The sequence below is a fragment of the Burkholderia sp. NRF60-BP8 genome, assembly GCF_001522585.2.
GTDB lineage: Bacteria > Pseudomonadota > Gammaproteobacteria > Burkholderiales > Burkholderiaceae > Burkholderia.
The window spans coordinates 799,665-813,727 of sequence record NZ_CP013374.1 but is presented as its reverse complement, the minus strand read 5'-3'; the positions used below and the strand labels follow the sequence as shown (position 1 = coordinate 813,727).

Annotated in this window: 14 protein-coding genes; 8 read left to right on the top strand and 6 right to left on the bottom strand. The window is 68.4% G+C overall.

Annotated elements, in window-relative coordinates; all coding sequences use genetic code 11:
* Positions 1 to 21: 21 nt before the first annotated feature.
* Positions 22 to 1,557: an efflux RND transporter periplasmic adaptor subunit gene (locus WS54_RS33290; RefSeq protein WP_059785280.1), complete on the top strand. Its 1,536-nt coding sequence runs from the start codon at positions 22 to 24 to the stop codon at positions 1,555 to 1,557.
* 32 nt (positions 1,558 to 1,589) lie between these two features.
* On the top strand, positions 1,590 to 3,125 hold the full coding sequence (locus tag WS54_RS33285; RefSeq protein WP_059785282.1) for an efflux transporter outer membrane subunit: 1,536 nt from the start codon (positions 1,590 to 1,592) through the stop codon (positions 3,123 to 3,125).
* On the opposite strand, the gene WS54_RS33280 is transcribed toward WS54_RS33285, so the two are convergent.
* On the bottom strand, positions 3,103 to 4,563 hold the full coding sequence (locus WS54_RS33280; protein WP_034209375.1) for a heavy metal sensor histidine kinase: 1,461 nt from the start codon (positions 4,561 to 4,563) through the stop codon (positions 3,103 to 3,105). The two genes, WS54_RS33285 and WS54_RS33280, sit on opposite strands and share 23 nt — an antisense overlap.
* Positions 4,560 to 5,237 (bottom strand): heavy metal response regulator transcription factor, encoded by a 678-nt coding sequence (locus tag WS54_RS33275; RefSeq protein ID WP_034209510.1) that lies wholly within the window; start codon positions 5,235 to 5,237, stop codon positions 4,560 to 4,562. The genes WS54_RS33280 and WS54_RS33275 overlap by 4 nt, the downstream gene beginning before the upstream one ends.
* Before the next feature lie 403 nt (positions 5,238 to 5,640).
* Between WS54_RS33275 and rbsK the strand changes: the two genes are divergently transcribed.
* Genes rbsK through WS54_RS33260 form a run of 3 tightly spaced genes read left to right on the top strand, consistent with a single transcriptional unit; the run spans position 5,641 to position 9,048 of the window.
* Positions 5,641 to 6,567 (top strand): ribokinase, encoded by a 927-nt coding sequence (gene rbsK / locus WS54_RS33270; protein WP_059785284.1) that lies wholly within the window; start codon positions 5,641 to 5,643, stop codon positions 6,565 to 6,567.
* A gap of 40 nt (positions 6,568 to 6,607) precedes the next feature.
* The gene (fucP, locus tag WS54_RS33265) at positions 6,608 to 7,981 is read left to right on the top strand and encodes an L-fucose:H+ symporter permease (protein WP_059785288.1); all 1,374 of its coding nucleotides are present in this window, start codon (positions 6,608 to 6,610) and stop codon (positions 7,979 to 7,981) included.
* Positions 7,982 to 7,983: 2 nt separating this feature from the next.
* The gene (locus tag WS54_RS33260) at positions 7,984 to 9,048 is read left to right on the top strand and encodes an aldose 1-epimerase family protein (RefSeq protein ID WP_059785290.1); all 1,065 of its coding nucleotides are present in this window, start codon (positions 7,984 to 7,986) and stop codon (positions 9,046 to 9,048) included.
* 34 nt (positions 9,049 to 9,082) lie between these two features.
* On the opposite strand, the gene deoR is transcribed toward WS54_RS33260, so the two are convergent.
* On the bottom strand, positions 9,083 to 9,853 hold the full coding sequence (gene deoR / locus WS54_RS33255; protein ID WP_034209379.1) for a DNA-binding transcriptional repressor DeoR: 771 nt from the start codon (positions 9,851 to 9,853) through the stop codon (positions 9,083 to 9,085).
* Between the two features lie 146 nt (positions 9,854 to 9,999).
* On the opposite strand from deoR, the gene deoC reads away from it, so the two are divergent.
* The 3 genes from deoC (at position 10,000) to WS54_RS33240 (ending at position 12,991) form a co-directional block, all read left to right on the top strand.
* Positions 10,000 to 10,680 carry a deoxyribose-phosphate aldolase gene (gene deoC / locus WS54_RS33250; RefSeq protein ID WP_034209380.1) on the top strand — a complete coding sequence of 227 codons (681 nt, stop codon included), beginning with the start codon at positions 10,000 to 10,002 and terminating at the stop codon, positions 10,678 to 10,680.
* A gap of 269 nt (positions 10,681 to 10,949) precedes the next feature.
* Entirely contained in the window at positions 10,950 to 11,861 is a 912-nt protein-coding gene (locus WS54_RS33245) for a phytanoyl-CoA dioxygenase family protein (RefSeq protein ID WP_059785292.1), read from the top strand.
* Positions 11,862 to 12,124: 263 nt separating this feature from the next.
* Positions 12,125 to 12,991: a DUF2071 domain-containing protein gene (locus WS54_RS33240; RefSeq protein ID WP_059785304.1), complete on the top strand. Its 867-nt coding sequence runs from the start codon at positions 12,125 to 12,127 to the stop codon at positions 12,989 to 12,991.
* Between the two features lie 19 nt (positions 12,992 to 13,010).
* Here WS54_RS33240 and WS54_RS33235 read toward each other — a convergent pair whose 3' ends face one another.
* From WS54_RS33235 to WS54_RS33225, 3 genes are all read right to left on the bottom strand, one after another.
* Entirely contained in the window at positions 13,011 to 13,217 is a 207-nt protein-coding gene (locus WS54_RS33235; RefSeq protein WP_236872851.1) for an anthrone oxygenase family protein, read from the bottom strand.
* A 106-nt stretch (positions 13,218 to 13,323) separates the two neighbouring features.
* On the bottom strand, positions 13,324 to 13,746 hold the full coding sequence (locus tag WS54_RS33230) for a type II toxin-antitoxin system VapC family toxin (RefSeq protein WP_034209383.1): 423 nt from the start codon (positions 13,744 to 13,746) through the stop codon (positions 13,324 to 13,326).
* Positions 13,737 to 13,991, bottom strand: a complete 255-nt coding sequence (locus tag WS54_RS33225; protein WP_034209384.1) for a type II toxin-antitoxin system Phd/YefM family antitoxin — start codon at positions 13,989 to 13,991, stop codon at positions 13,737 to 13,739. Before WS54_RS33225 ends, WS54_RS33230 begins: the two co-directional genes overlap by 10 nt.
* Between the last annotated feature and the right edge of the window lie 72 nt (positions 13,992 to 14,063).

The following is a 14,063-nucleotide window of genomic DNA, read 5'->3' as shown; positions in this document are numbered from 1 at the left end:
TCGCCCGACCCCGGACCCACCATGAACGACTCGATCGAACCCGTCGCCCCGCCGCCCGCCGCCGAAGCGGTAACGTCTGCGACTCCGGCCACGCCGGCTGCTTCGGCTGCTTCGGCTGCTTCGGCCACACCGACCGCTCCGAATACCCCGACCGCCAACGCAGCCGTGCCGCCCACAGCACACGACACAACCCGTGACGCGGCACGTGACGTGCCGCCAAGCCGTGGCGCCCGCAAACTCGCCGTGCCGCTTGCCGCCGTCGCGCTCGCCGCCGCGCTGCTCGCGCTCGGCATCGTGCCGCGTATCGATGCACGCGCCGCGCAGCGTGCGCAGGTGGCCGCGCAGCAGGCGCTGCCGGTGTCGGTCGTCGTGCCCGGCGCGGCGCCGGCCGACCAGACGCTGACGCTGCCCGGCTCGGTGGCGCCCTATGCGGACGCGTCGATCTATGCGCGCACGAGCGGCTACGTCGCGCACTGGAGCGCCGATCTCGGCACGCGCGTGAAGGCCGGTCAGACGCTCGCGCAAATCTCGGCGCCCGATCTCGACGCGCAATTGCGCCAGGCGCGCGCCGACGAAGCGAGCGCACAGGCGAACTACGACTACGCGAAATCGACCGCGCAGCGCTGGCAGGACATGCTGAACACGCAATCGGTGTCGCAGCAGGACACCGACACGAAGGTCGCGGACATGAACGCGAAGCGCGCGATGCTCGCGTCCGCGCAGGCGAACGTCGCGCATCTTGCCGAACTCGTGTCGTACGAGTCCGTCACCGCGCCGTTCGACGGCGTGATCACCGCACGCAACGTCGACGTCGGCACGCTGGTCACCGCGGGCGGCACGCCGGGCAGCCCGGGCCTGTCCGGCGAACTGTTCCATCTCGAACAGACGGACACGCTGCGCGTGTTCGTCGACGTGCCGCAGGACAGCGCAGCCGGCGTATCGACCGGCACGCCGGTCTACCTGACGACGCCGCAGTATCCGGGACGGCGGCTTGCCGCGCGGGTCGCGCGCAGCGCGGGCGCGATCGATCCCGTCACGCGCACGCTGCGCGTCGAGATCGACGTCGACAACCGCGACGGCGCGCTGATGCCCGGCGCGTATGCGCAGGCGCATCTCGCCGTGCCGAGTGCGGCGCCGGCGCTCGATCTGCCGGTCAGTGCGCTGCTGTTCCGGCCGAACGGCGTGACGGTCGCCACCGTCGGCGCGAACGGCCGAACCGCGCTGAAGACCGTTCAGATCGGACGCGATTTCGGCACGCGCGTCGAGATCGTCGCGGGGCTCTCGGCAACCGATCGCGTGATCGACAACCCGGGCGATGCGATCACGGCCGGGGAGGCCGTGAAGGTCGTGTCGACAGCGCGTGCGGCGGTGCCGGTTGTGGGTTCGTCTGCTTCGTCTGCTTCGTCGGGTTCGTCCACTGCGTCCCCTTCGTCCCCGCACGCCGCGCAGCCCACGCAACCACCATACGGCGCCACTGCCCGCGACATGCCGCTGCCGCACGCGGCCGGCACCGCGTCGGCCGCATCGACGCCCGCTGCGGCATCCGCCCGCGGCTAACCCATTCGACGACGACTCCCGAGATCCCTGCCATGCGCCTTCCTCATCCGCTCCCGTTCGCCCGTCGCGCCGTCGCGCTTGGCGCCGCCGCGGCGTCGGCCGCGTTGACCGCGTGCTCGACGCTGCCGCCATATTCGCCGCCCGCCGTCGCGGTACCCGCGCACTACGCGGGCGCCTCGGCCGCGCAGGCCGGCTGGCGCACCGCGAGCCCGGCCGACGCCGCCGCGCGCGGCGCCTGGTGGACCGTCTTCGACGATGCCGACCTGAACGCGCTCGAAGCGCGCATCGACGTGTCGAACCAGACGGTGAAGAAAGCCGTCGCCGAGTTGCAGCAGGCGCGCGCGACGGTCGACTATCAGCACGCCGGGTTCCTGCCGACGATCACCGCGGGCGCCGCGCAAAGCCGCGCGCGCGTGTCGCAAAACCGGCTCGGCTCGTCGCTCGCCGGCAAGACGACGCCCGACTATCAGGCGGGCGTGGCCGCGAGCTGGGAACCCGACGTGTTCGGCCGCGTACGCGACGCGGTGACAGGCGCGCAGGCGGACGCAGCCGCGAGCGCGGCCGATCTGCAGGCCGTGAAGCTGTCGGTCACGGCCGAACTCGCGACCGACTATTTCGCGCTGCGCTCGCTCGACACGCAGAAGCAGCTGCTCGACGACACCGTCCGCGCGTACGCGGACGCACTGACGCTGCTCAAGCGGCAACTCGCGGCCGGAGCGATCGATGCGTCGGCGGTCGCACAAGCCGAGACCCAGCTCGAATCGACGCGCACGCAGGACACCGACATCGACGCGTCGCGTGCGCAGTTGCAGCACGCGATCGCGACGCTCGTCGGCGAGAGCGCGTCGACGTTCGTGCTGCCGCCGCGCGTGCAGGCGTTCCACGTGCCGGCGATTCCGGCCGGCGTGCCGTCGCAACTGCTGGAGCGGCGGCCCGACATCGCGGCGGCCGAGCGCCGTGTCGCGGCCGCGAACGCGCGGATCGGCGAGGCGCGCGCCGCGTTCTTCCCGGATCTCGTGCTGTCGGCGAGCGTCGGCCTCGAGAGTTCGTTCTTCGCGCCGTGGCTCACCGCGCCGAGCCTGTTCTGGTCGCTCGGCCCGCAGCTCGCCGGCACGCTGTTCGACGGCGGCCGCCGCAGCGCGTCGCTGCGCGGCGCGCATGCGCAATACGACGGTGCGGTCGCCGACTATCGGCACACCGTGCTCGTCGCGTTCCAACAGGTCGAGGATCAGTTGTCGGCGCTCGACGCACTCGCGTCCGAAGCCGGCAGCCAGCAGCGCGCGACCGACGCGGCCGACCTGTCGCTGCGGCTGACGACGAATCGCTTCAACGCGGGCGCCGTCAGCTATCTGGACGTGGTGACCGCGCAGACGATCGCGCTGACGAATCGGCGCACGGCCGATCAGATCGACGCGCGCCGGATCGAGGCCGAAGTCGGGTTGCTGAAGGCGTTGGGCGGCGGTTGGCAGGCGAGCGTGGGCGTGGATGCGGAATCGAACACCGGCGCGATGGAACACGCACCGGCCGCGCGACCCGCACCCGCCATCACACTGCCGCCAGCCGGTTGAACGTAAGCGTGAAACGCGTGCCGAGCGTGTCGCTTTCGACCTGCGCGGTACCGCCGTGGAGCTCCATCACCGAGCGCACGATCGCGAGGCCGAGCCCGGCCGTGCCGCCCGGCGCACCGCCGCTGCGCGCGGGGTCGCCGCGCACGAACCGGTCGAAGATCCGCGGCAGCAGCGCGCGATCGATCGGCTCGCCCGGATTCGCGACGCCGACGCGCACCGCATCGGCGGTTTCGTCCACGCTCAGCGTGATGACGCCGCCGGCGGGCGTGTAACGCAGCGCGTTCGCGAGCAGGTTGCCGACGGCGCGGCGGAACAGCTCGACGTCGGCGGTCAGCTGCCCCTGCCCTTCGACGCGCAACGTCGAGCCCGCTTCGTCGGCGAGCCCCTCGAAATACTCCGCGATGCGCTCGAGTTCGTCGCGCACGTCGAACGCGCGCTGCCGGGTGACGAAGCTCGGATGCTCGGCACGCGCGAGAAACAGCACGTTCTCGATCATTCGCGCGAGACGATCGTATTCCTCGAGATTCGATTCGAGCAGCGCCTGGTACTCGTCGGCCGAACGCGGCCGCGCGAGCGCGACTTCGGTGGCGCCGCGCATGTTGTTCAGCGGCGTGCGCAGATCGTGCGCGAGATCGGCGCTGAATTGCGACAGATGCGCGAACGCCTGCTGCAGGCGGCCGAGCATCGCATTCTGCGCATCGACGAGCGCGCGCAATTCGGGCGGCGCGCGCGACGCGTCGAGCCGCGTGTCGAGCTTGTCGACCGTGATCCGGCCGGTGTTGTCGACGATCTCGCGCAGCGGCGCGAGCGCCGTGCGGATCAGCCAGTAGCCGAGCAGCAGCGCGAACAGCGCGCCGAGCCCGCCGGCGAGCTTGAGCCGGTCGCGGTAACCGTCGAGCAGATCGGCCCTGTCGCGCATGTTGCGGGCGATCGCGATGCGGATCGGCGTGCGGTCGCCGAGCGTGGCCTCGATCACGACGCCGCGCATCGGCGTGCCGCCGTCGGCGGTCCACGTGACGAGCCGGTCGGCCGTGATCCGGTCGTCCGCGGGAACCGGCACCGCGTGCGGCGCGAACAATTGCGCATCGGCCAGCGGAACCGATGCGGCCGCGGGCGCATCGTCGGGCGCGGCGAGCCGGACGTTGTGACGTGCGAGCACGTCGCCCCGCGCATCGACGGCGGCCATCGACAGCGCCTCGTTGCCCAGCACCTGACTCGTCAGCCGCTCCGCATGCGCGCGAACCGCATCGAGCGACTCGAGCTCGCCCGCGAGCCGGCGCGTGTGGCGCGCGGCCAGCACGATGTCGAGATCGTCCTGCGTATTCACCTGCCGCTCGAGGCCCGCATACACATATGCGCCGACGAGCGCGAACGCGGCGAGCGTGGTCGCGGCGAACGCGAGCGCGAGCGTCGCGGCCAGCGAGCGCGGGCGCGTCATGCGTCGTCCTTCGGTTCGAGCACGTAGCCGACGCCGCGCACGGTGTGGATCAGCTTGACCGGAAACGCGTCGTCGATCTTCGCGCGCAGGCGCCGGATCGCAACCTCGACGACGTTGGTGTCGCTGTCGAAATTCATGTCCCACACGTACGATGCGATCTGCGTCCGGCTCAGCACCTCGCCCTGCCGGCGCGCGAGCAGTTGCAGCAGCGAGAATTCGCGCGGCGTGAGGTCGATCCGCGTGGCGCCGCGCTTCACGCGGCGGCGCACCACGTCGATTTCCAGATCGCCGACCGTCAGGCGTTCGGTCTCGCGCGGCGGCCCGCGACGCGCGAGCGTGCGGATGCGGGCGAGCAGCTCGACGAACGCGAACGGTTTCACGAGGTAATCGTCGGCGCCGAGTTCGAGGCCGTGCACGCGGTCCTGCACGTCGTCGCGCGCGGTCAGGAACAGCACCGGCGTCGTGTGCGTGTCGCGCAGCCGCTTGAGCACGCCCCATCCGTCGAGCACGGGCAGCATCACGTCGAGCACGATCACGTCGTAACGCTCTTCCTGCGCGAGCGTCAGCCCTTCGCCGCCGTCCTTCGCGAGATCGACGCTGAAGCCCGATTCCTCGAGCCCCTTCTTCAGGTACGCGCCCGTCTTCGGTTCGTCTTCGACTATCAGGATGCGCATGGCCGGCTCCGTCGCTTGCATGGGGACATCGGGCGATGTTACCCGGAAACGGCGACGCGGCCGCTCACCGTGCAGGCGCGAACGGCGTAGATAACAAAACGGTAATCGGCCGGTCATCCTGGCGTGCGGCCGCGAAGCGCGTGACATGGCTCGCATCGCGCCGCGCAACGAAAACCCGAGAACGCGGCATCGTTCGCGTAACGACTCTCAGCCCCCCCGATGAATCCGAACCCGCTTCAACGCGGCGGAACGAACAATTCGTCCGGCCGGATGCCCGCCCCCACAAGTGACCCTTCTAACATCATAGGATTGCATTTTCACATTCAATGTGATTTTATTATCACCTGTCGCAAGCCGCCGCCGACCACGCGCGCGGCGCCCCCATACCAAGGAAGAGACGCAGATGGAGACGATCGCCGTCATCGGCAGCAACATGGTCGACCTCGTGACCTATGTCACGCGCATGCCCGCCCGGGGCGAAACGCTCGAGGCGCCGAACTTCGAACTCGGCTGCGGCGGCAAGGGCGCGAACCAGGCCGTCGCGGCCGCGCGCCTCGGCGCGCGCGTCGTGATGGTCACGAAGGTCGGCGACGACGTGTTCGCCGACAACACGATCCGCAACTTCGAGCGCGAAGGCATCGACACCACGCACGTGCGCAAGGTCGCCGGCGTGCCCAGCGGCGTCGCGCCGATCTTCGTCGAGCCCGATTCGAGCAACAGCATCCTGATCGTCAAGGGCGCGAACCGCCATCTGCGACCGGCCGACATCGATGCGGCCGCGCCGATGCTCGCCGACTGCGCGCTGATCGTGCTGCAGCTCGAAATCGAGCTCGACACCGTCTATCACGCGATCGAATTCGGCGCACGGCACGGCATTCCCGTGTTGCTGAACCCGGCCCCGGCCGTCGCCGACCTCGATTTCGAGCGCATCCGTTCCGTCGAATTCTTCGTGCCGAACGAGACCGAGCTCGCGATCGTGTCGGGCATGCCGGTCGATTCGCGCGACAGCGCGACCCGTGCCGCCGAAGCGCTGGTCGCGCGCGGGCTCAAGCACGTGCTCGTCACGCTCGGCGACAAGGGTTCGCTGCTGGTATCGCGCGACGGTGCGCGTCACGTGCCGGGCGTGCCGGTCGACGCGCGCGATACGACGGGCGCCGGCGATGCGTATATCGGCTGCTTCGCGCGCTGCTATGCCGCGTCGCGCGACGCCGTCGACGCGATGCGTTACGCGTCCGCCTACGCCGCGCATTCGGTCACGGGCCTCGGCACGCAGAAGTCGTACGCCGACGCCGCGACGTTCGAGCGCTTCCTCCGCGACGCCGGCATCTGACCGGCGCCTTCATCGACGAGACATTGGGAAGGAGACACCCATGAGCCGAACCAGGATCGAACACACACCCGACGGCTATTATCTGAATCGCACGCCGCTCTTCGCGTTTACGCTGCTGTGCTGCCTGTTCGCGCTGTGGGGCACCGCCGCGAACCTGAACGACGTACTGATCGCGCAGTTCAAGAAATCGTTCTTCCTGTCCGATTTCGAATCGGCGTTCGTGCAGTCGGCGTTCTATCTCGGCTACTTCTTCCTCGCGATTCCGGCCGCGACCGTCGTGAAGAAGTTCAGCTACAAGACGACGATCCTCGTCGGCCTGCTGCTCTACACGACCGGCTGCCTGCTGTTCTTCCCGGCCGCGTCGATGGCGAAGTACGGGATGTTCCTCGTCGCGCTGTTCGTGATCGCCGCGGGCCTGTCGTTTCTCGAAACGGCGTCGAACTCGTATTCGACGCTGATGGGCCCGCGCGACACCAGCACGCGGCGACTGAACATCTCGCAGACGTTCTATCCGTTCGGCGCGATGGCCGGCGTCTACATGGGCAGCTTCCTGATCTTCAAGGAAGGCGACGCGTCGCACGCGCAGCTCGCGGCGATGTCGGCCGCCGAAGCCCACACGCACCAGCTCGCGATGATTCAGGCCACGCTCGAACCGTACAAGTGGCTGATCGTCGTGCTCGCCGCCGTGTTCGTCGTGTTCGCGCTCACGCCGTACCCGGCGTGCAAGGGCAACGGCGCGAGCACGGTCGCGCACCGGATCGACGCGCGCGGCACGCTCGCGCGCCTGTTCGGCAACCGGCGCTTCGTCGCGGGCGTGGTCGCGCAATTCCTGTACGTCGGCGCGCAGGTCGGCGTGTGGAGCTTCACGATCCGGCTCGCGATGCAGATCGGCGGCCTCACCGAGCGCGGCGCGTCGCGCTACCTGCTCGCGACCTTCTTCGCGTTCTTCGTCGGCAAACTGGTCGCGACGCTCGTGATGAAACGCGTCGGCCCGGCCAAGGTGCTGATCGTCTACGGCATCCTGTGCATCGCGCTGCTCGCGTACACGATCAGCGTGCACAACATCACGGCCGTGTATGCGGCCGTGTGCGTGAGCATCTTCCTCGGGCCGTGCTGGCCGACGATCTACGGACTGACGATCGACGGCCTCGGCAAGGACACCGAATACGGCGGCTCGATCCTCGTGATGAGCATCGTCGGCGGCGCGGTCGTGCCGCTGATCCAGGGGCTGATCTCCGATCACACGGGCGGCAACATGCAGCTCGCGTTCGTCGTGCCGCTCGCGTGCTTCGTCGTGATCGTTTACTACGGCTTCTACTGCCTGCGTCACCTGCCGGCGGCCACGCCCGACGCGGCGGCCGACGAGCACGCGTCCGCGCGCTACGCCGCGACGCGCCACACGTCGGGAGCCTGACCATGCGCGGCGAGATTGAACTGCGGCGCGACGATTTCCGCGAAGCACCGCGCACGCTGTACCGCACCGACGGCATCACCGTCACCGCGTTCGCGTATCCGTCCGGCGTCGAGGCGCTGAAGCTCGAGAACCGCCGCGGCCATCTCGTCGTGCTGCCGTATCTCGGCCAGATGATCTGGGCCGCCGAATTCGACGGTCGCGACCTGACGATGAAGCACATGTTCCGGCAGCCGAAGCGCGCGACGTCGATCGTCGATACCTACGGCTGCTTCATGTTCCACAGCGGGCTGCTGCGCAACGGCTGCCCGGGGCCGGACGACACGCATGCGCTGCACGGCGAGATGCCGTGCGCGCCGATGGATCGCGCGAGCCTGGTCGTCGGCACGGATGCGCGCGGCGCCACGGTCGAAGTGACAGGCGAATACGAGTACGTGCAGGGCTTCGGCAGCCACTACGTCGCGCGTCCGTCGGTGCGGCTGACGGAGCACGATGCGCGGATGACGATCGCGATGGACGTGACGAATCTCGGCGGCGCGCCGATGGACCTGATGTACATGGCCCACCTGAACTACGCGTACGTGCCGGGCGGCCGCTTCGTGCAATCGCTCCCGAGCGGCGGCCTGCGGCTGCGCGACAGCGTGCCCGCGCACGTGAAGCCGACCGCCGCGTGGCGCGACTACACGGCGACGCTCGCGCGCGAACCGGCGCGGCTCGCGACGCTCGATGCGCCCGCGCTGTACGACCCGGAGATCGTGTTCTTCATGAACGACGTGGAAACGGATGCCGACGGCGTCGCGCATTTCCGGCTCGCGCATCCGGACGGCGGCGCGTTCCATACCGCGTACCGCCCCGCGCAATTCCCGCACGCGACGCGCTGGATCCTGCACAACGCGGATCAGCAGGTCGCCGCGTTCGCGCTGCCGTCGACCTGCGAGCCGGAAGGTTACGAAGCCGAACGCCGCAAGGGCCACGTCGCGGCGCTGGCGCCGGGCGCGTCGCGCCGCTTCGAAGTGGTCACCGGCTACTTGAGCGCGGCGGAAGCGCGCGATGCTCGACGCGATGAATAGCGCGACGCTCGGCGCGCTGCACGCCCGCGCCGCATCAGGTCACGAGCGCGATCCCGTGCTCGCGGATCGCCGTTTCGTAGCGGCGGCTCAGTTGCCCGTCGGAGATCACGTAGTTGAAATCGGTCAGTTCGGCGAAATAGGCCGCGCGCACTTCGTCGAACTTCGTGTGATCGACCAGCAGGAAGCGGTTCTGCGCGCGCGCCATCACCTTCTTCTTCGCATCGACTTCGTGGAAGTTGAAGCACGTGACGCCGCAGCGATCGCTCACGCCGGCCGCCGAGATGAACGCCTTCGACACGCGCACCGAATCGAGGATGCCCGTTTCGGCGACCGATTCGAACACCATGTTCTGGCGGTGATACGCGCCGCCGCACAGGATCACGTTGCAATGCGGCTTTTGCTGCAGCTTCGCGAACACGTTCAGCGAATTGCAGACCGCCGTGAATTCGAGGTCGTCCGGAATGAAATCGACGACGAACGGCGTGGTCGACCCGCAGTCGACGAAGATCGTGTCGCCGGTCGTCACGAACTGCGCGGCCAGCTTGCCGATGCGGCGCTTTTCCTCGGTCTGCCGGTTGTTCTCGGCGCTGATCAGGTATTCGCCGATGTCGCTGCGCTGCGCGGCGAAATGGCGCGTCACGTAGCCGCCGATCAGGCTGAGGCCGTGCGGGTTGTCCGCGAGATCGCGGCGGATCGTCATTTCGGACACGCCGAACAGCTCGGCGACTTCCCGCAGATGAATCGCGTTCTGCCCTTGCAGCACGTTCATCAATGTCTTGATCCGTTCGCCCTTCTTTGTTTCCATGCCTGTATCCTGCGTGCCCGTCGCGTGAGTCGCTCGTCGTGCCGGGCGCGCAGGCCCGGCCGGAATGTCGTATTTGTAACAAACCGATGTGAAAACATCAACTTTCCGTGTGCCCTTTCCGCACACGATCCGTGGAGTCCTGACACATGCCGCTTTCCAACGCCCAACTCGCCCAAACCATCGATCACACGCTGCTCGCGCCCGACGCGAGCGACGCGCAGATCCGCGAACTCTGCCGCCAGGCGGCCGAGCATCGCTTTTACTCGGTCTGCGTGAATTCGGCGAACGTGCCGCTCGCCGCGCGCGAACTGGCCGATACCGGCGTGCTCGTCTGTGCCGTGGTCGGCTTTCCGCTCGGCGCGGGGCTGTCCGCTGCGAAGGCATTCGAAGCCACCGCCGCGATCGCGGCGGGCGCCGGCGAGATCGACATGGTGATCAACATCGGCGCGCTGAAGAGCGGCCGCGTCGACGACGTGAAGGCCGACATCGACGCCGTGCACCGCGCCTGCGGCACGGTGCCGCTCAAGGTGATCCTCGAAACGGGATTGTTGACCGACGACGAGAAGGTGCGCGTGTGCGAGATGTGCCGCGATCTCGGCGTCGCGTTCGTGAAGACGTCGACCGGGTTCGGCCATGGCGGCGCGACGCTCGCGGATGTCTCGCTGATGCGCCGCACGGTCGGGCCGACGCTCGGCGTGAAGGCGTCGGGCGGCGTGCGCGACCGCGCGGCCGCGCTCGCGATGCTCGAGGCCGGCGCGACCCGGCTCGGCACGAGTTCGGGGGTGGCGATCGTCACGGATCAGGGCGGCGGCGGGTCGGGGTACTGACGCGCGAACGGCCGGCTTTCGCGCACGTGCGTCACGCGTCGAGACCGGCCGTCGAAATACCTCGCGCGAGCCCGACCATGCCGCGTCGCCCGGCGAGTGCGCGCCCGCGCGGCCAGGTCGCCGGACACCCGCAGACGCCTCGTCGGCCGCTCCGCCGTCGGCAATCAACGTAAGATATCGAACAGAAGCGTCCCGCGCGAAAATACGAAAATCGAAAGAGAGGCCGTCTGCATCGCTTCGCGATCCGTGAACTCATCGTCAAGGCTCCAATGCAAGCCCATCTTCGGTCCCGGTTCCATCACGACGGCTTTGCGGTCATCAACGGGCTGATCGACACCTCGGAGATCGAAGACTTGCGCGAAATCGGCCATCGTCTGCTCGGCGGCCGCACGGGCTACGCCGAGGGCCTGATGTTCGATTTCTATCCCGAGTCGAACGGGCGCGATTTCGAACCTCAACTTCTCCAACTCCACTGGGCATCCTATTTCGAGCGTCGGCTATCGAGGCTCCGTATCCGCCGCGCCGCGTTCGATATCGCCAAGACGCTGCTAGGCCCGAACGTTCGTTTCGCCGGCGACAGTTTTTTCCTGAAGCAGGCGCATACGGACACCGTAACGCCCTGGCATCAGGACGACGCGTTTACCGACGCGCGCATCGACCATCGCGAAATCAACTTCTGGATTCCGTTGCAAGCCGTGTCGATCGACAACGGGTGCATGCAGTTCATCCCCGGATCGCATCGGTACGACGTCCTTCCGCATGCACCGCTCGGGGGCGACGTGACCGCCCATGGACTCGAGTGTGTCGGCGGATTCGATCCGGCGCGCGCCGTGGCGTGTCCGTTGATGCCGGGAGACTGCACCGTGCATGCGGGGCGCACGCTGCATGCCGCGGGGGCCAACTTCTCGGACCAGCCGCGGTACGCGTATGCGCTCAATTTCCGGTTGCCGCGACGGCGCTCGAGTATCGCGACGAACTTCCCCTGGCACGACACGTGGCGGCCCTCGCGCATCGAGCGCGCGCGGGTGTCCCGGAGTCTACGGGGGTGCTGGCCGTACCTTCGACGCGAGCTGTACACGTTCGACTTCCGCAATCCGTTCGAGTGGCAACTCGCGGGCGGCAGGATCGCGCGTTGGTTGAGCGTGTCGCGGCAACGGATGCACGAACCCGGGCCGGAATGAATCGTGGCGGGATCGCTGGAGCGCTGCCACATCTCCGGTACGTGCGGGTCGACGGCAATTTTTCCGTCGATTCCGGCGCGCCGACATCCGCATTCGATCCGAAACGCCGATTGCGATCGATCATCCGCACGCGTACGTCACGCGTGAAGACCGGCCGGCGGAATCCATCGCACGAGCAGCACCTTACGGCGGCGCCCGGCAACCGCACGCGGTTCGGCCAACGACGCTGCCCCCTCTTCCGCGCACGCGACAAGCCCGGCACAATGCCGCCCATGCGCTACGATAACGCCTTCGTTTACCCGTCCACCGGCCTCGCCGGCCGGATCGCCAACCGGATCGTCGCGAGCGGCTCGCTGCTGCGCGCACGCCGCACGCTGCTGTCGCGGCTACCGTTCCTGCAGCTCGCGAGCGACGTCGAACATGTCGTGTATTGCACGTGGGTCGTCGATGTCGCGGCCGTCGCACACCTCGTGCCGCGCGGCGTCACGCTCGCGAGCCGCGGCGGCCGCACGCTGTTTACAACACTCACCTACCGGCACCGGCACTTCGGTCCGCGGCTCGCCGGTCCGCTGCGGCGCGTCTTTCCGTCGCCGCTGCAGAGCAACTGGCGACTCTACGTCGACGCGCTGCCGGACGGCGCGCCGGCGGAGCGCACCGTGCTGTTCGTGAAGAACGTGTTCGACCACCCGCTCTATGCGCTCGGCAGCCGGCTTTTCAGCGACGCGCTGCCGTCGCATCTCGCGCGGCCCTTTACGCATACGGTACGCGACGGACGCTACGACACGCTGCTGGCGGGAAGCGGCGGCAGCGCGCCCGACTTCCGCTGCACGGCGCAAGCGTCGGACGATCGAACGCTGCCCGACGCGTTCGCGCCGTTCTTCAGGGACTGGCGCGATGCCGTCGCGTCCGTGTCGCTGCAGCACTCGGCGATCGCGCACGTCGCAGACTGCGACCGCCTTGCGTACGCGTCGATCGACCTGCCGATCGACGTCGACGCCGTCCGGCCGCTGAAGACGGTCGGCCCCGTGGGCGAGAGCGACTTCCTCGCACGCATCGGCGCCACCGGCGAGCCGATGTGCTTCGTCGTTCCCGACGTCGCGTTCCGCGTGCTCTCCGAGCGGTTGCTGTAGCGCGCGGATCGGCGCAGCGCTACCGCGCCGCAATCCCTGCGATAAAAGACACGCACGCGGCCGCCGACGCCATCGTGCGCACGTGATTCCACCTCGTCCAGTCGTGCAGGTAGCGCGCCCACAGCGCCGCGCCGTGCGTCGTGGCCGGATCGGCCGCGGCGAGCGCATCGTTGAGCGGCACGTTGACGGCCAGCGTCACCGCGAACATGCCGAACACGTACAGCACACCTGGCAAGCCCCGCGGTCCGGATCGGTCGCCGACTGCTTCCAGATTCATCACGGCGCCTCAAAAAGTGGGCATCGCGTACGCGACACGCACAGCTTGAGGTCAATCACGCCGATGCTGACGTTTGCGGTACTCGCACCGTAAGACCCGGGAGGTCGGCAAAATCCGCCACATTCAGCGTCATCAACGTATAGCCTCGCTCGATCGCCTGCGCGGCAATCCACAGGTCGTTGTAACGCGGACGTGGCGAGCGGCCGGCCTGCTTGACGGCGGCGGCAAGCACCCCGAACGCGGCTGCGGTATGACGCGTGACGTCGAGTACCGGCCGCCGCTCGAGCTGGCGCAGATACGCAGCTCGACGCGCGCGCTCCGCAGCGTCTGCGCAGGCCTGCACGCCGAACGCCAGTTCGCCCAGGGAGATGGTCGAGATAAACACCGGCGCATCACCGGCAGTGTCGATCACGGCGCGAGATTCGACCGTGCCGCCGGCGAGCCCGACCCACACGCAGCTATCGATGATCATGCCCATGGGTCACGCACCCCGTCTTCGAAGCCTTCGCGGCTGTCGCGCAGCCAGCGTGCCGCGTCCTCGGCGCCCAGGCTCACTGGCAAATCGGCGAGTGCTTCGGCAGCACGCATCATGGGCTCGGCGGGCACCAGACGGGCGATCACCGTCTGATTGCGTTCGACCACGATCGTTTCGCGACGCTGGGCGACCTGATCGAGGATCTGGCGGGTATGGCGAGCCAGTTCTGTGGCGGTGATGGTCGGCATGGCGGCCTCCTGTGCGTGGAATACGTATTATACGTAATCCACGCATCGACCGCCGTCATTTCGACAGATCGG